The organism is Nonomuraea soli (assembly GCF_013761175.1).
GTDB classification, from domain to species: Bacteria; Actinomycetota; Actinomycetes; order Streptosporangiales; family Streptosporangiaceae; genus Nonomuraea; species Nonomuraea soli.
In genome coordinates, this window is record NZ_JACDUR010000001.1 from 666,257 (window position 1) to 681,965 (window position 15,709).

The 15,709-nt window shown below is 71.9% G+C and carries 14 protein-coding genes; 10 read left to right on the forward strand and 4 right to left on the reverse strand.

Going from position 1 to position 15,709, the window contains the following annotated elements; all coding sequences use genetic code 11:
• Positions 1-5 precede the first annotated feature (5 nt).
• Complete coding sequence (locus HNR30_RS03225) at positions 6-884, reverse strand: TIGR03621 family F420-dependent LLM class oxidoreductase (RefSeq protein ID WP_181608114.1); 879 nt, start codon at positions 882-884, stop codon at positions 6-8.
• A 44-nt stretch (positions 885-928) separates the two neighbouring features.
• Here HNR30_RS03225 and HNR30_RS03230 point away from each other — a divergent pair, with 44 nt between their 5' ends.
• Genes HNR30_RS03230 through HNR30_RS49905 form a run of 3 tightly spaced genes read left to right on the forward strand, consistent with a single transcriptional unit; the run spans position 929 to position 3,769 of the window.
• Positions 929-1,672, forward strand: a complete 744-nt coding sequence (locus tag HNR30_RS03230; RefSeq protein ID WP_181608115.1) for a phytanoyl-CoA dioxygenase family protein — start codon at positions 929-931, stop codon at positions 1,670-1,672.
• Positions 1,669-2,601 carry a phosphotriesterase family protein gene (locus HNR30_RS03235; RefSeq protein ID WP_312894202.1) on the forward strand — a complete coding sequence of 311 codons (933 nt, stop codon included), beginning with the start codon at positions 1,669-1,671 and terminating at the stop codon, positions 2,599-2,601. The genes HNR30_RS03230 and HNR30_RS03235 overlap by 4 nt, the downstream gene beginning before the upstream one ends.
• A complete protein-coding gene (locus HNR30_RS49905; RefSeq protein ID WP_181608117.1) occupies positions 2,591-3,769 on the forward strand; it encodes a cytochrome P450 in 1,179 nt (392 codons plus the stop codon). Before HNR30_RS03235 ends, HNR30_RS49905 begins: the two co-directional genes overlap by 11 nt.
• Here the strand turns inward: HNR30_RS49905 and HNR30_RS03245 are convergent.
• A complete protein-coding gene (locus tag HNR30_RS03245) occupies positions 3,766-4,419 on the reverse strand; it encodes a hypothetical protein (protein ID WP_181608118.1) in 654 nt (217 codons plus the stop codon). The two genes, HNR30_RS49905 and HNR30_RS03245, sit on opposite strands and share 4 nt — an antisense overlap.
• A 57-nt stretch (positions 4,420-4,476) precedes the next feature.
• On the opposite strand from HNR30_RS03245, the gene HNR30_RS03250 reads away from it, so the two are divergent.
• The 5 genes from HNR30_RS03250 (at position 4,477) to HNR30_RS03270 (ending at position 8,970) form a co-directional block, all read left to right on the forward strand.
• A complete protein-coding gene (locus HNR30_RS03250; RefSeq protein WP_312894203.1) occupies positions 4,477-5,325 on the forward strand; it encodes a Gfo/Idh/MocA family protein in 849 nt (282 codons plus the stop codon).
• Between the two features lie 193 nt (positions 5,326-5,518).
• Positions 5,519-6,469, forward strand: coding sequence for an ABC transporter substrate-binding protein (locus HNR30_RS03255; protein ID WP_312894204.1), 951 nt, complete (start codon positions 5,519-5,521; stop codon positions 6,467-6,469).
• 58 nt (positions 6,470-6,527) lie between these two features.
• The gene (locus HNR30_RS03260; RefSeq protein ID WP_181608925.1) at positions 6,528-7,523 is read left to right on the forward strand and encodes a FecCD family ABC transporter permease; all 996 of its coding nucleotides are present in this window, start codon (positions 6,528-6,530) and stop codon (positions 7,521-7,523) included.
• Positions 7,520-8,293 carry an ABC transporter ATP-binding protein gene (locus HNR30_RS03265; RefSeq protein ID WP_181608120.1) on the forward strand — a complete coding sequence of 258 codons (774 nt, stop codon included), beginning with the start codon at positions 7,520-7,522 and terminating at the stop codon, positions 8,291-8,293. The genes HNR30_RS03260 and HNR30_RS03265 overlap by 4 nt, the downstream gene beginning before the upstream one ends.
• Entirely contained in the window at positions 8,290-8,970 is a 681-nt protein-coding gene (locus HNR30_RS03270; protein ID WP_181608121.1) for an adenosylcobinamide amidohydrolase, read from the forward strand. Before HNR30_RS03265 ends, HNR30_RS03270 begins: the two co-directional genes overlap by 4 nt.
• A gap of 40 nt (positions 8,971-9,010) precedes the next feature.
• Here the strand turns inward: HNR30_RS03270 and HNR30_RS03275 are convergent, their stop codons facing one another.
• The gene (locus tag HNR30_RS03275; RefSeq protein ID WP_181608122.1) at positions 9,011-10,600 is read right to left on the reverse strand and encodes a hydantoinase B/oxoprolinase family protein; all 1,590 of its coding nucleotides are present in this window, start codon (positions 10,598-10,600) and stop codon (positions 9,011-9,013) included.
• A complete protein-coding gene (locus HNR30_RS03280) occupies positions 10,593-12,560 on the reverse strand; it encodes a hydantoinase/oxoprolinase family protein (protein WP_181608123.1) in 1,968 nt (655 codons plus the stop codon). The genes HNR30_RS03275 and HNR30_RS03280 overlap by 8 nt, the downstream gene beginning before the upstream one ends.
• 94 nt (positions 12,561-12,654) lie before the next feature.
• Here HNR30_RS03280 and HNR30_RS03285 point away from each other — a divergent pair, with 94 nt between their 5' ends.
• A complete protein-coding gene (locus HNR30_RS03285; RefSeq protein WP_181608124.1) occupies positions 12,655-14,148 on the forward strand; it encodes a zinc ribbon domain-containing protein in 1,494 nt (497 codons plus the stop codon).
• Complete coding sequence (locus tag HNR30_RS03290) at positions 14,148-15,662, forward strand: serine/threonine-protein kinase (protein ID WP_181608125.1); 1,515 nt, start codon at positions 14,148-14,150, stop codon at positions 15,660-15,662. Before HNR30_RS03285 ends, HNR30_RS03290 begins: the two co-directional genes overlap by 1 nt.
• Positions 15,663-15,709: the final 47 nt, after the last annotated feature.

Consider the following 15,709-nt stretch of genomic DNA (forward strand, 5'->3'; position numbering starts at 1 on the left):
ATCATCTACGTGCCGCTCAGCTCTTCCACGACGGGGGTGAACCTGTCGAGGTCGTCGTCGTAGTGCAGCACGTAGGTGGAGATGTCGTGCTCCGAGCGCCAGTGCCGGAGCTTGTCGGCGACGTCCCGCGTGGTGCCGGGCAGGACCTGTGGCGAGCCCTCCGACCCCTGGGCGAAGCTCCACGACCGTCCGGGGCGGGCGTCGCCGACCTGGAGAACGCTGGTGCCGAGTTCCAGCTCGTCGTAGCGCTCCGCCGCGCGCAGCAGGTCGACCTTGGCCGCGAAACCCGTGTCGGCCGGGTCGGGGCCGCTGCCGTCGGGCAGCACCCGCGAGGCCAGGTTGATCACGTCGGCCTCGCGCGCGGCGAGCTCCAGCAGGCGCCGGCCGCCCCCGCCGAGCAGCAGCCTGGGCCGCCCGGAGGGCTGCTGGCGCAGCGCCTCGATCCGGTAGTGCTCGCCGTGGAAGGTGAGGGGCTCGCCCGACCACAGACCCTTGAGCACGGTGATCGCCTCGGCCAGCCGTGCGATCCGCGTGCCCGGAGGGTCGAAGGCCAGCCCCGAGCCCGCATAGTCCTGCGCGAGCCAGCCCGTGCCCAGCCCCAGGTCCAGGCGTCCGTCCGAGAGCAGGTGCAGGGTGGCCGCCTCCTTGGCCAGCACGGCGGGATGGCGGAAGTCGTTGGCCAGCACCAGCGTGCCGACGCGCAGTGTGCTCGTGGCGCAGGCGGCCGCGGTGAGGGCGACCATCGGCGCCAGGCGGTCGCCGACGAGATGGTCGGGCACGTAGAGGGCGTCGAAGCCGGTCGACTCCAGCCGCCTCGCCTGCTCGGACCACTGCTTGGCGGAGGCCGCTGAACGCAGGACCGCCGCGAATCGGAAGCGCCGCATGCCCGGACTTTACCAAGCGCTTGCTACACGCAACACTGGACGCCATGCGCGATGTCACCGACCACGAGATCGCCGCCTTCAGGCGCGACGGCTGGGTGCACCTGCCCGGACTGGTCGAGGAGGTGGGCGAGCTGCGCGAACGCGCGATCGAACGGCTTCGTGCCCGCTCCACGGCCCACCTCACGCTGGTGGACGAGGCCTTCGGCCAGAGCCGCGACGTGGCGCTGGAGGAGCGGTGCTTCGCCGGGCTGATGACCTCCTTCGGACCCAACGCCGTCCGGCTGCTGCACGGCGTGGACGCGGTGCGGGTCCAGGTCACCAACCTGCTCGTCAAGGAGCCGGGCGAGCACGGCGCCACCGAGTTCCACCAGGACTTCCCGTGGATGCCGATGGACCGCTCGGCCATGCTCACGCTCTGGGTGGCGCTCGTGGACGTGCCCGCCGAGATGGGGTCGCTGCGCTTCTACACCGGCTCGCACGCCTACGGCCTGCTCGGGCGCAGCTTCGTGCGCGAGGGCGACGACCAGATCACCGCCCATCCGTGGCTGCGGGACCTCACCCTCTCGCCGCCGCTCGACCTGGCCGCGGGCGACGCCACCGTGCACCACAGCCTCACCGTGCACGGCGCCCCCGCCAACCGGGCGAGCGGGACCCGCCTGTCGTTCACCGCGACGTACTTCGACGCCGAGACCCTCTACACCGGCGCGCCGTACAAACAGACCGACGAGCTGGAGCTCAAGGTCAACCAGCCCTTCGACCACCCGAGGTTCCCGTGCCTGAGACCGTGAGAGGCCCCGTCGCCGACCTCGGCGCCACGCTCATGCACGAGCACGTCTTCGGCCTCAGCCCCGAGATCCTGTGGAACTGGCCGGACATCCCCGAGCGGCGCGACATACGGCAGGCCGCCGCCAAGCTCGACGCGCTCAAGGCGGAGGGCATCGACACCATCGTCGACCTGACCGTGGTCGGGCTGGGGCGCTACGTCCCCGCCGTGCAGGAGGTCGCCGCGCTCACCGAGGTCAACATCGTGGCCGCCACCGGCCTGTACACCTACGACGCGCTGCCGCCCTACTTCGGCAACCGCGGTCCCGGCTCGCTGTTCGGCGGCCCCGACCGGCTGGCGGAGTTCTTCGTGCGCGACATCGCCGAGGGCATCGGCCGCACCGGGGTCAAGGCGGCCATCCTCAAGTGCGCCACCGACAAGCCCGGCATGACGCGCGGCTGCGAACGGGTCTTCCGCGCGGTGGCCGAGGCGCACCTGGAGACCGGGGCGCCGATCACCACCCACAGCAGCGAGCCGGGCGGCCTGGAGCAGCAGCGGCTGCTCGCCGAGTGCGGCGTCGACCTGACGAACGTGGTGATCGGCCACGCGGGTGACTCCACGAACCTGGCCTACCTGGAGGAGCTGCTCGCGGGCGGCTCGTCGCTCGGCATGGACCGCTTCGGCATCGACACCTTCTGCTCCTTCGAGGACCGCGTGGCGACGCTGGTGACGTTGTGCGAGCGCGGCCACGCCGGACGCCTGGTGCTGGGCCACGACTCCTACTGCTTCAACGACCGCTTCGACGCCGACGTGGTACGCCGGCGCCATCCGGACTACCAGCTGCTGCACATCCCCCGCGACGTGCTGCCGGAGCTGCGCAAGCGCGGCGTCACGGAGGAGCAGATCACGCAGATGCTCGTCGACAACCCCCGGAGGATCCTCGGTGGACTTTGACGTCTCCTCGGACTGGCACGTCGCCGCGCCGTACGGCTTCCTGCGCACGCTGCGCCACGAGCACCCGGTCTTCCACAGCGAGCACCTGGGCGCCTACGTGCTGAGCCGCTACAGCGACGTGCGCGGCGCCTACGCCGACCCGCGCCGCTTCTCCTCCAAGGGCTCGCTGACGATCTCGCGCAGCCTCACCGAGGAAACCAGGGCCAGGCTGGGCGAGCACGGCTCGTTCCTGTCGAGCTTCGTCGCCAACGTCGACCCGCCCGATCACACGCGGCTGCGCCGTTCCGTCTCGCGCGCCTTCACCCCGCGCGCGGTCGCCAACCTGGAACGACAGTTCCGCGAGCTCAACGAGCGGCTGCTCGACCGCGTCGAACCGCAGGGCAAGGCCGAGTTCGTGGCCGAGCTCGGCCACGAGCCCTCGGTCAAGCTCACCGCCCGCTTCATCGGCGTGCCGGAGGAGGACGAGGCCTTCGTCCAGGCCAGGGTGAAGGACTGGTTCCAGCTGTTCCTGTCGCCGCAGCCGCCCGAGCGCCAGCTCGAACTCGCCGACAGCTTCCTGACCTATCTCGCCTACGTGGACCGCCTGGTCGCCGCCCGCCGCGACGACCCACGTGACGACTTCGTCACCCTGATGACCGGCAGCGAGCTGTCGCACCGCGAGGTGGTGGAGCTGATCTCCACGATCCTGCTGGGCGGCAACGACACCGTCCCCAACCAGCTCGGCAACAGCGTGCTGCGGCTGCTGCGCGAGGGCGTCTGGCCGGTTCCCGGCGACCGGCTGGCCGGAGCGGTCGAGGAGTGCATGCGCATCGACGGCGCCTCGCTCGGTTCCTTCCGCTACGCGACGGAGGACATCGAGCTGCACGGCGTGACGATCCCGCGGGGCTCGCTGGTGCTGCTGTCGACCGACTCGGCCGCCCACGACGAGACCGTCTTCCCCGAGCCGGAACGGTTCGTGATCGACCGGCCCAACGCCGACGCCCACCTGGTCTTCGGCTACGGCATCCACTTCTGCGTGGGCGCCGCGCTCGGCCGCCTGCAGCTGCGCACCGCCCTGGAGGTGCTCGGCGACCGGCTGCCGGGCCTGAGACTGGTCGAGCAGCCGGTCGTCTACCGCACCTCCCTCGTCGGCCGGGCGCTCGCCGCCCTGCCGGTGGAGTGGGCCTAACGCTTGAGCAGGCCCAGGGAGACACCGCCCATGCCGGCAGCCAGTGCGGCCCAGGCGATCGCGGCGAACACGTTGCCGAGCCCGGCGAACCAGGCGACGGGGACCAGGAAGGGCGCCACGATCAGCGTGATCGCCGCCCAGGCGGGACCCGTCCTGCCGAGCAGGACGGCCACGCCCAGGATCACCAGGCCGACCAGGCCGGCGAACCACAGCAGGCCCAGCGGCGAGGTGGGCAGGTCGTTCATCTCCGCGTTGTAGAGCCTGGTCGCGGCGGTCACGTCCAGCCCCGCCTTGCTGGCGGCGTAGAGGGTGTCGTCGGTGTTACCCGACAGGGGAAGCGCCAGCGAGAAGGCCAGGATCATGCCGACCAGGCCGAGCGCGGGTCTGCCTGCGCGCGCCACGCGGGCGACGCCGAAGAGCGCGGGGATCGTCAGCACCATCGCCAGCGCGCCGATCCACGCCGACATGGGGTAGGAGCCGAGGTTGTCGTAGAAGTTCTGGACGTACGGCCGGCCCTCCTCGGTGACCCCGGGCGGGGCGGTGACCAGGAGCAGCACGAACAGCAGCGGCATCAGGAACGCCGAGGCGACCATGGCGTAGCGGGCGAAGGTGTCGGCGCCCGACCTGGACGTGGTGTCGAGACTCGTCATGGCTTCAAGGTCACTCGGCCGGGGACGGCGGGCATGAGTACGCCATACTCAAAACTCGTGGAGCCAGTATCTGTGGGTTTGGTGGGGGCGGGTCCGTGGGCTGAGCTCGCGCACGCGCCGATGTTGAAGTCCGGGCCGCACACCCGCCTGGCGGGTGTGTGGGCGCGCAGGCCCGAGGTGGCCGCGCGGCTGGGCGTGCCGGTCTACGAGCGGATCGAGGAGCTGTTCGAGGTCTGCGAGGCGGTCGCGTTCTGCGTGCCGCCCGGCGTGCAGGCGGACCTGGCGGAGCGGGCGGCCAGGGCGGGCAAGGCCCTGCTGCTGGAGAAGCCCCTGGCCGACTCGCTGGAGAACGCCGAGCGGCTGGCCGGGGTGATCGCCGAGACGGGCGTCGCCTCGCAGATGATCCTCACCATGCGTTACGCGCGGGCCACCAGGGACTTCCTGGCCGCCTGCCGGTCCATCGAGCCGCTCGGCGGCCAGGCCATCAGCGTCTCCGGCGCCCTGCTCGGCGGCGACTTCGCCACCCCGTGGCGGCTGGAGCGCGGCGCGATCCTCGATGTGGCGCCGCACGTGGTCGACCTCATGGACGCGGCGCTCGGCACGATCACCGCGGTGCGCGCGCACGGCGACCCGCTGCGCTGGGTGGGGCTGCTGCTGGAGCACGAGTCCGGCGCGGTCTCCGAGGTGTCGTTGTGCCAGGCCTCCAAGGATGAAATGCAACGATTTGTCATCGTTGGCCGCGACGGCCTGGTCACCCTCGGGCACTCCGACGACGACCCGCTCGACGTCGTCGCCGAGGAGTTCGCCCAGACCGTACGGCAGGGCGGCGGCCACGAGCTCGACGCCCAGCGTGGTCTCCACCTGCAGCGTGTCCTCGCCGAGGCGGAGAGGCAGCTCTTGACGTAAGGCCACTCCGGAGAATTGATAGCGTTTGTCTGACGCGCATTGCTGCAGCGAAGTCCGGTGCGAATCCGGCGCTGTCCCGCAACTGTCATAGCCAGGTCGCCTGCCTTTGCGCTGACGTCATCAACCCTCGTGGAAAAGGGTGATCCGTCGCTTCAACGCGGGTCTCTCGGTTCCAGCAGTGAAAGGACAACTCGTGAGACCCGTAGGAAAGGTCTTCGCGGGCCTGATGCTGGGTGCCCTCGCTCTGGCCGGCTGCGGCCAGAACAGCGCGAGCGCGCCCAGCCCGTCGGCCTCCTCCGCCACCTCGGCCGCGGCCCCCGCTCCCTCCACCTTCCCCGTGACGATCGAGGCGGGCAACGGCTCGGTCGCCATCGCCAAGAAGCCCGAGCGCATCGTCTCGCTGTCGCCGACCGCGACCGAGACCCTCTTCGCCATCGGCGCGGGCGCCCTGGTCGTCGCCGCCGACGACCAGTCGAACTTCCCCGCCGAGGCGCCCAAGACCGCGCTGTCGGGCTACAAGCCGAACGTCGAGGCGATCGTCGCGCACAAGCCCGACCTCGTCGTCGTCGCCAACGACACCGACAAGATCGTCGCCGAGCTGGGCAAGCTCAACGTGCCCGTGCTGCTGGAGCCGGCCGCCATGAAGCTGGAGGACGCCTACGACGAGATCCTCGACCTCGGCGCCGCCACCGGCAACGGCGACCAGGCGGAAGAGCTCGTCAACACCATGAAGGGCCAGCTCACCGAGCTCGCCGCGGCCGCGCAGAAGGACAAGAAGCTCACCTACTACCATGAGCTCGACCAGACGCCCTACGCCGCGACGTCGACCACCTTCATCGGCCAGATCTACTCCCTGTTCGGCCTGGAGAACATCGCCGACAAGGCGCCCGACGCCGCGGGCGGCTACCCCAAGCTGTCGGCCGAGTTCGTCGCCCAGGCCGACCCGCAGCTGATCTTCCTGGCCGATGTCAAGTGCTGCCAGCAGAGCAAGGAGACCCTGGCCAAGCGGCCCGGCTGGTCGAAGCTGTCGGCGATCAGGAACGACCAGGTGATCCAGCTCGACGACGACATCGCCTCCCGCTGGGGCCCGCGCATCGTCGACCTGGCCAAGAGCATCTCCGACGCGGTGGGGAAGGCCGCCTGATGCTCGCGGCCGACCGGCCCCTCCTGCGGGAGCCGCGGTGAGCCGGATCCGGCCGCTGATGGCGGCCGGGGCCGTCGTGGTCCTGGCCGCCTCGATGATCGCCGGGCTGCTCGGAGGCGCGGCGGACATCTCCCCCTGGCAGGTGGTCCTGCAGTGCCTGGACTGGCTGCCCCTCGTCGACGTCGACTCCGGCCTGGCCCCGGTCGAGCAGGGCCTGCTGTGGGAGCTGCGCCTGCCCAGGGTGCTCATCGCCGCCGCCGTCGGCGGCCTGCTGGCGATCGCGGGAGCCGGCTACCAGGGCGTCTTCCGCAACCCGCTCGCCGACCCCTACCTGCTGGGCGCGGCGGCCGGGGCAGGGCTGACCGTCACCCTCGTCATCGTCGCCTTCCCCGGGGCGCCCCTGTCGATCCCGGTGGCGGCCTTCGCCGGCGCGATCGGCGGCGTCATGCTCGCCTACGCGCTCGGCAACACCGCCGGGCGGTCCGGCGGCACCGCCACCCTGGTGCTGGCCGGAGTCGCGGTCACCTCGTTCCTGACCGCCATCCAGACCTTCGTCCAGCAGCTGAAGGTCGAGGAACTCCAGCGCATCTACGCGTGGATCATGGGCGATCTCGGCGGCGGCTGGGACCAGCTCGTCCTCGTCCTGCCGTACGCGCTGGTGTCGGGGGTCGTGATGCTCCTGCACGGCCGCATGCTCGACGTGCTGTCGGTGGGCGAGGAGGAGGCCGTCAGCCTCGGCGTGCGCGCCTCCCGGGTGCGGCTGGTGGTGCTGCTGGCCGCCTCGCTGGCCACCGCCGCCGCGGTCGCGGTCAGCGGGCTGATCGGCTTCGTCGGCATCGTCATCCCGCACGCGGTGCGCCGCGTGTTCGGGGGCAGCTATCGCGTCGTGCTCCCGATGTCGCTCATCGTCGGCGCCGCCTTCCTGGTGGTCGCCGACCTGTTCGCGCGGACCGTCATGGCGCCCGCCGAGCTGCCCATCGGCGTCGTCACCATGTTCGTGGGAGCGCCCTTCTTCGTCGCCGTGCTCCGTACGACCAGGAAGGTGTCGGTGTGATCTCCGTCCAGGGGCTGTCGGTGACGCTCGGGTCCCGCGAGGTCCTGCACGAGGTGCGGGCCGACGTCGCGCGCGGGGAGTGGCTGGCGGTCATCGGGCCCAACGGCGCGGGCAAGTCCACGCTGCTGCGGGCGATCATGGGCCTGGTACGGCACGGCGGCACCGTCACGCTCGACGGCCTGGAGACCGGGACGATCAAGCCGCGCCGCCGGGCCAGGCTGATCGCCTACGCGCCCCAGTCGCCGCTGCTGCCGCCCGACATGACCGTCTTCGACTACGCCCTGCTGGGCCGCACGCCGTACATCCCCTATCTCGGACGGGAGAGCCGCCACGACCGCGAGGTCACCGGCTCGGTGCTGGAGCGCCTGGACCTGGCGGAGCTGGCCGGCCGGCCCCTGGCCCACCTGTCGGGCGGCGAGCGCCAGCGGGTGGTGCTGGCCAGGGCGCTGGCCCAGCAGGCGCCGATCCTGCTGCTCGACGAGCCGACCACCGCCCTCGACCTGGGCCACCAGCAGCAGGTGCTGGAGCTGGTCGACCGGCTGCGGCTGGCCGACGGGCTGACCGTGCTCACCACGCTGCACGACCTCAGCGTGGCCGCGCAGTACGCCGACTCGCTGCTGCTGGTCGCCTCCGGGCACGCCGCCGCCTCGGGGCGCCCCTCCCAGGTGCTCACCGAGGCGCTGGTCTCGCGGCACTTCGGCGCCCATGTGAAGATCGAGCCGGGCCCCGACGGGCGGCCCGTCGTCCACCTGGTCAGGGGAGGACCGTGAACCTGTCGTACCGCGACGAGGACGGCGCCGAGCTCGGCGCGCTGCTGTGGGAGCTGGAGCCGGGCTGGCGGGCGATCTCGTCGGCCATGGTCGGCGGCGGCATCGGGCCGGTGTCGTGGGTGCTGAACGCCCAGGTCGTCGCCGGTTACTCGCGCATGGACCCGGTCGACCACCTGCTGTCGCTTGCGCCCGGCGGGCCGGGCGTCGGCATGATGACCGCCGCGTACGTCTCCCGCTACGTGGCGGTCGACGACGAGGACGTCTCCGTCGTGGCCACGGTCGGGCTGCGGGTGCCCACCTGGGCGGCCGCGCCCGCCGGGACGGCCGACCCCGAGCTGCGCCCGACGCGCGTGGGGACGATCAACATCGTGGCCTTCCTGCCCGTCGCGATGTCGGACGCCGCGCTGGTCAACACCGTGATGACGGTGACGGAGGCCAAGTGCCAGGCGCTGGCCGAGGTCGGCTATCCGGGCACCGGCACCGCCTCCGACGCGGTCTGCGTCGCCGTACGGGCCGAGGGGGAGCAGGAGCTGTTCGGCGGCCCGCGCTCGGTCTGGGGCGCGCGCCTGGCGCGCGCCGTCCACCGGGCGGTACGGCAGGGCGCCGAGGACTGGCGCAGGGTGGCCGAGCGCATCGACTACCAGCCGCTCGCCCGCCCGATCGAGCCCACGCCCTGACGAGCGCCCGGCCGGGCACACGCCGGGACGAGCGCCTGACTCACCGGCCGGGCGCCTGGTCCGGTGTGCCGAGCCCGGCGCCGCCGGTGGTCTCGACCACGAAGGCCTCACCGGCCGCGAAGCGCACGTTGTTGGCCTTCGACGGCAGCCGCTCCAGCGTCCCGTCCAGACGCCGCTTGAAGAAGCCGCCGAGACGCCCGGGGGAGCCGCCGTCCCGCCCCGGCGGCGCGTTCCTGAGCCGGTCGCCCCGGGTGGTCACGTGGGCGTCGGCCAGGAAGCGGTAGACCGTGCGCGACCCGCGCCCGCCCCGGTGGCGTCCCTCGCCCCCGGAGCCCTCGATGACCTCGATCGACTCCACGATCAGCGGGCAGCGGCTCTCCACCGGCTCCACCTGCGGCACCGAGTTGCGCCCGATCCCGAAGTGCACGCCCGTCGCGTCCGGCCCGTCGAGCCCCGGCCTGGCGCCCACGCCGCCGAAGTCGTAGGCGAGGTGGATCCAGTAGGGCGCACCCACCGCGGCGATCGAGAACGGCTGCAGGATGCCGCTGGGCGCGATCGCCCGCTCCGGCACCGCCTCCGACAGCGCCTGGAAGATGGCCTCCATGGCCGCGTAGATGGGGACGAAACGCCCGCCGCACGGGTGCGGGGGAGTGGCGTTCAGCAGTGAGCCGGAGGGCAGGTGGATGTCGATCGCGCGCAGGCACCCGTCGTTCATCGGGATCGACGGGTCGAGGAAGCACCGCACCCCGAACACGGCGGCCGCCAGCGACTGCGAGGCCGAGGCGTTGATCGCCGCCGGCACCTGGGGATCGGTGCCGGAGAAGTCGGCCAGGACGCGCCCGCCCCCGATCTCCAGCGCGAGCCGTACGACATGCGGCCTGTCCTGGTCGATGCCGTCCTCGTCGATGAGGTAGCTCGACTCGAACCGCCCCTCGGGCAGCAGCGCGATCGCCTCCCGCGTGCGCTGCTCGGTGTGGCGCAGGTAGTCGTCGATGCCCTCCTGCAGGCCCGCCTCGCCGTACTCCCCGATGAGCCGTTCGAGGCGCCTGGCGGCGACGGCCGTGCCCGCGATCAGCGCCCGCACGTCGCCCATCACCTTGTCGGGCGTGCGGCTGTTGGCGCGCAGGATCGCCTCGATCGCGCCCTCCACCCCGCGGGCGGTGGCCAGTCTGACCGGCGGGAGCTGCAGTCCCTCCAGGAAGATGTCGGTGGCCAGCGGCGCCATGCCGCCGGCCGACAGGCCGCCCAGGTCGGAGACGTGGATCATCGTGGCGGTGAAGTAGCGCGGTCTGCCGCCGACGAAGATGGGGCGGTAGACGAGCAGGTCGTTGGTGTGCACGCCGCCCCGGTAGGCGTCGTTGAGCGCGTAGACCTCGCCCTCGGCCATCGTGTGCGCGGGGATGTCCTTGAGCACCTCGGGCAGCGCGGTGGCCAGGGCCATGCTGTTCATCAGCGTGGTGGCCGTCGACTGGGCGATCAGGCGTCCCGCCGCGTCGAGGATGGCGGCCGAGGCGTCGGAGCCCTCGACGATGAAGGTCGAGTAGGCCGAGCGCACGACCACGATGCTCGCCTCCTCGGCGGCGACCACCAGGGCGTTGCGCAGGACCTGCGCGGTCAGGGCGTCAGGCATCGCCGCCTCTTCTCAGGTGGACGGCACGCGTCCGGTCGGTGGTCGCCGTCCAGCCGGGCGGGACGACGATGGTGGACTCGGGGTCCTCGACGACGGCCGGGCCCCGCATGACGGTCAGGTGCTCCCTGGCCAGCACGGGGATGTCGGTGGTCCCGCCCAGCTCGGGGAAGAAGGCGGGCCTGGTCGCGTGGACGGGCGGCCCCGCGCCGGGCGGCTGCGCCGGTGGCGCGGCAGGTGAGGCGTCGAAGTGGCGCGTGAGCCGCACCCGGTACGACACGACCTCCACGGCGCCCTCCTGGGCGATGCCGTACACCTCCTCGTAGCGGGCGAAGAACCTGCGCGCCAGTTCCTCGGGCAGGTCCGACCAGTCCACGGTCAGGTCGTGCGACTGCCCGGCGAAGCGCACGTCGGCGGAGCGGCCGACGGAGACGGTTGGGTCGTCGAGCGAGACGCCGAGGTCGTCGGCGGCCGAGGAGGCGAGCGAGGCGAAGACCGCGGCCGGGTCCTCGGCCGCGAGCTGGGTGCGCACCCGCGAGGTCGACAACGACCCGGCCAGCAGCCCGGCCGCCGAGGCGACACCGCAGTGCGCGGGCACGATGACGTGCGAGATCCCGAAGCGCTCCGCGACCCTGCACGCGTGCATCGGCCCCGCGCCGCCGGTGGCGACCAGGGACAGGCCGCGCGGGTCGACGCCCCGCTGCACGGTGACGACCTCGACCGCCGAGGCCATGGAGGCGCAGACGATGTCGTAGACGGCCAGCGCCGCCTCCTCGCGGGAGACCCCGAGCGGCTCGGCGATGCGGTCCACGGCCTTGTGCGCCTGGGCGGGGTCGAGGGGCAGGCAGGCCGAGCCGAGGTAGCCGAGCACCAGGTTGGCGTCGGTGACCGTGGGCTCGGTTCCGCCCAGGCCGTAGCAGGCGGGCCCGGGGGACGAACCGGCCGAGAGCGGTCCGACCCTCAGCGTGCCCGACGACAACCACGCGATGCTGCCTCCGCCCGCGCCGACCTCGGCAAGGTCGACGGCGGGCGTCTTGATGGGCAGGCCGGTGCCCGCCCGGCGCCCGCCGAAGCTGCCCTTGCCGCCGACGTGGAACTCGTGGGTGATCGCCGGCCGCCCGTCGCGCACCACGCAGGCCTTGGCGGTCGTGCCGCCCATGTCGAAGGCGATGGCCGGGCCGTAGGGCACCGCCGCCAGCGCTCCGGCGGCCGGTCCCGACTCGACGGTGGAGACGGCGCGCCGCGCGGCCAGGTCGGCCGAGACGACGCCGCCCGCCGAGTCCATCACGTAGACGGGAGCGGTGATCCCGAGCCCGGCCAGCGCCGAGCGCAGCCGCGACAGGTACGCGGTCATGAGCGGGCCGACCTGGGCGGAGACGATCGTGGTCGTGGCGCGCTCGTACTCGCGGATCTCCGGCCAGATCTCGCACGAGGCGACGACGGAGGGCAGGTGCTCGCGCAGCACGGCGGCGACCTGCCGCTCGTGGGCGGGATTGGCGTAGGAGTGCAGCAGGCAGACCGCGGCCGAGGTCAGGCCGCGCTCCACGATGGCGCGGGCCGCCTCCCGCACGGAGCCGGGATCGAGCGCCGTGAGCACCTCGCCGCGCGGCCCGACGCGCTCGGTCACCTCGAAGCACTCCACGTCGAGCCGCGGGGGAGTGAACCGCAGGTCGTAGCGGTCCTCCTCGACGCGGGCGTAGCGCCCCAGGGGGATCAGGGAACGGAAGCCGCGGGTGGTGACGAAGGCGACGCGAGCCCCCTTGCCCTCCAGGATGGCGTTGGTCGCCAGCGTGGTCGCGTGGACCACCCGGGTGACGTCGATCAGGCCCAGTCGGGTAACACCGTGAACTATTCCGGCGATGGGGTCGTCGTGAGTGGTAAGCACTTTCGCGACCCGGACGGCGCCGGCGCTGTACACAACGTCGGTGAAGGTGCCGCCCACGTCGATGGCCAGGGAACCCATCGCAGTAAGGTAAAACACGTACCAAGCGCTTGTCTCCCTTGACTTACGCTTGGCGCTTGGGACCCTGGTCCTAGGCTCTGCAGGGGAGACAGAGATGGTCCGAGTCACCGCGTCAGCCACCGCATTGGCGGTCGTGCTCCTTGCCATGGGAGCGCTTCCCGCGACGGCTCACGAGCATCCCAGCGGGATCACCGATCTGGTGACCCCGTCGGTGGTGCGCGTCGAAGCCGGCCAGCGCGTCGACATCACCCTCCTCGACCACGTGAGCGAAGTGGTCAAGGTCAAACGCAGCTACGACGTGCCCGTGGGCTCCGGCACCGGCATCATCGTCAACCCCGAGGGCGCCGTCGTCACGCTGACGAGGGTCGTCAAGAGCGATCAGAACGCCGCGATCTACGCGGCCAACCGGATCTTCGCCGACCACCACAAGGTGAAGGTGCCCGCCGACTTCGCCAAGCACACGGTGAAGGACGACATACTCAACCACCACCTGCAGTCGTGCTACACGCCCGAGAAGGACACCTCGGCGTGCATCGTCGAGGTCACCCCGACCATCACGATCTTCCCCAACATCAACCCGCCCGACCCCAAGGGTTACGGCGCCGTCCTCACGCTCGCCGGTGACAAGCCCGACGCGCCCGCCGTGCTGACCCCGGTCGGCCGCGCCGACGGCGGTGTGGGCCTGCCCACCGCGCCGCTGGCCGACAAGGTGCCCGACCAGGAGGGCGCCCCCACCTCGATCGCCGGCTTCCTGGGCAAGCCCGCCGCCGACGTGAAGATCACCACCGAGATCGCCCACCTGGGCAAGGGCGGCGCCGCGGGTGAGGGCGGACGGCCCTTCTCCGACCCGCAGAAGAAGGTCGACGAGCCGGTCAAGCTGGGCGCGCTCGCAGACAAGGGCCTGCTCGGCGCGCCGGTGATCGGCGACAAGGACGGCCACGTGGTCGGCATGCTGATCGGCGGCGGCAAGGACGCCCGCATGATCGGCGTGCGCGAGATCTCCACGACACTCACCAAGGCCAACGTCCCGCCCAGGCGCGGGGTGGTCGACGCGGCCTTCGAGCACGCCCTGGCCCGCTTCCACACCAAGTACTACGCCGAGGCCACCCCCGGCTTCCAGCACGTGCTCGAGCTCTACCCCGGCCACACCGTGGCCGCCGAGCACCTGAAGACCTCGCTGGCCAAGCGCGGCACCGCCGAGGACGCCGGCACCAAGCGGGTCGCCGCCCAGCCCGTCAAGACCACGACGCCGCTCTGGCCCTACATCGCCGCGGCCGCCGCCGTCCTGCTGCTGGCCGCCCTGGCCGGGGCCTTCCTGCTGTGGCGCAGACGGCGCACTCCAGGCGAGCCCGTGCCGCCCCCCGCGGTCACCACGCCTCCGCCACCCCTGGCGCACACGCCGGTGCCCTACGATGAGGGTGCGCACGAGACGGTCGTGGTTCGCCGTTCGCAGCTGCAGGAGGCTCTGCAGCAGCAACCACAGCCCGTCCTGACCGCGCAAGAGGCCACCTTCTGCACGGCCTGCGGGGCGAAGCTGGGCCGGGGACACCGGTTCTGCGGGTTCTGCGGTCACCCCAGCGAGACGTGATGCATGTGAACGAGCGCTCCCTCATCGGCCAGGAGGTGGCTGGCTACTACATCGAGGACGTCATCGGCAAGGGCGGCATGGCCGTCGTCTACCTGGCCCTCGATCCCCGGCTCAGCCGCCGGGTGGCGTTGAAGATCCTCAACCCGATCCTCAGCGTCGACGACCGTTTCCGCCAGCGCTTCATCCTGGAGTCGCGCACGGTCGCCAGCATCGAACACCCCAACATCATCCCGATCTACGAGGCCAACGCCGACGCCGGCGGCGTGCTGTACATCGCGATGCGCTACGTGGAGGGCCTCGACCTGAGGCGTTTCATCCACGAGCGCGGCCCGCTGCCGGTGGGCAACGCGCTGCCGCTGTTCGCCCAGATGGCGGCGGCGCTCGACGTCGCCCACCGCCACGACCTGATCCACCGCGACGTCAAGCCCGCCAACATCCTCGTCGCGGGCGACCACGTCTACCTGACCGACTTCGGCATCACCAAGCACCGCACCTCGATCTCCGGGCTGACCCAGACCGACCAGTTCATCGGGACCCCCCGATACATGGCGCCCGAGCAGATCAACAAGGAGGTCATCGACGGCCGCTGCGACCAGTACGCCCTGGCCTGCGTGGTCTACGAGTGCCTCACGGGCCGCTTACCGTTCGAGCGCGACAACGACATCGCCCTGCTCTGGGCGCACCTGGCCGAGTCGCCCGCACCGCTGTCGCAGCTGCGGCCCGAGCTGCCCCCCGCCGTCGACGCGGTGATGATGAGGGCCCTGGCCAAGGCCCCCGAGCAGCGCTACTCCAGCTGCAGCGCGTTCGTCACGGCGCTGCGCGACGCCATCAGCGGCATCGCCCCGGCCACCGCCCCCACCCTCGGCGCGGTGCCCGCCGTGCGCAAGCCGCCGGGCAGGCTGCCGATCATCCTGGTCTCCGTCGTGGGCGCGCTCGCGGCGGTGGCGCTGATCCTGATGCTGGCTCTGGGCGGCCTCGGCGGCGGCGGCGAACCCGAGTGGAGCGCCTACGCCGGCAACCCCGGCGCTCCGGTGGCCTACGAGCATCCGGCCGACTGGACCGTCCGTACCCACGAGGACCTGTTCTCCGTGGCCTCGCCGAAGGCGCAGGAGTTCGAGACGCTCTTCTTCGCCGGCACGGGCGCCGACTGGACCCCCATCTCCGCGCTGATGAAGTCGGAGCCGGAGTCGGTCACCGGGCTCTACGTGCAGCTGGCCGACGGCATCGACTACAACGCCGACGCGGCCCAGCTGAAGGGCGCGCTCGACGCGATCCTGCCGGGTGAGGTGGAGATCGGCGTCAAGCCGGTCACCGACAGCCTCGGCACCACGACCGCGGCCCGCCGCTTCGAGGGCACCATGGTCGACCGCAAGAGCCGCACCTCCGCGCTGTCGTTCACCGGCTACGTCGTCGACCGGCCGGGCAAGCGGCTGCTCATGCTCTACTTCTGCGCGGGAACGGCCTGCAGCGACACCACCCAGGAGCGGATCAGGAGCAGCTCCCGGTTGATCTGACTTGCGGCTGACTTGTGGCGGGCTTGGCGGCCCCCCACCGGCCCTGT

Bases quoted from the DNA above. Each gene is read 5' to 3' on its own strand.
- HNR30_RS03260 (WP_181608925.1), top strand. From the start codon at position 6,528: ATGGCGGCCGGGGCCGTCGTGGTCCTGGCCGCCTCGATGATCGCCGGG.
- HNR30_RS03290 (WP_181608125.1), top strand. From the start codon at position 14,148: ATGCATGTGAACGAGCGCTCCCTCATCGGCCAGGAGGTGGCTGGCTAC.
- HNR30_RS03245 (WP_181608118.1), bottom strand. From the start codon at position 4,419: ATGACGAGTCTCGACACCACGTCCAGGTCGGGCGCCGACACCTTCGCC.
- HNR30_RS03225 (WP_181608114.1), bottom strand. From the start codon at position 884: ATGCGGCGCTTCCGATTCGCGGCGGTCCTGCGTTCAGCGGCCTCCGCC.
- HNR30_RS03285 (WP_181608124.1), top strand. From the start codon at position 12,655: ATGGTCCGAGTCACCGCGTCAGCCACCGCATTGGCGGTCGTGCTCCTT.
- HNR30_RS03280 (WP_181608123.1), bottom strand. From the start codon at position 12,560: ATGGGTTCCCTGGCCATCGACGTGGGCGGCACCTTCACCGACGTTGTG.
- HNR30_RS03230 (WP_181608115.1), top strand. From the start codon at position 929: ATGCGCGATGTCACCGACCACGAGATCGCCGCCTTCAGGCGCGACGGC.
- HNR30_RS03275 (WP_181608122.1), bottom strand. From the start codon at position 10,600: ATGCCTGACGCCCTGACCGCGCAGGTCCTGCGCAACGCCCTGGTGGTC.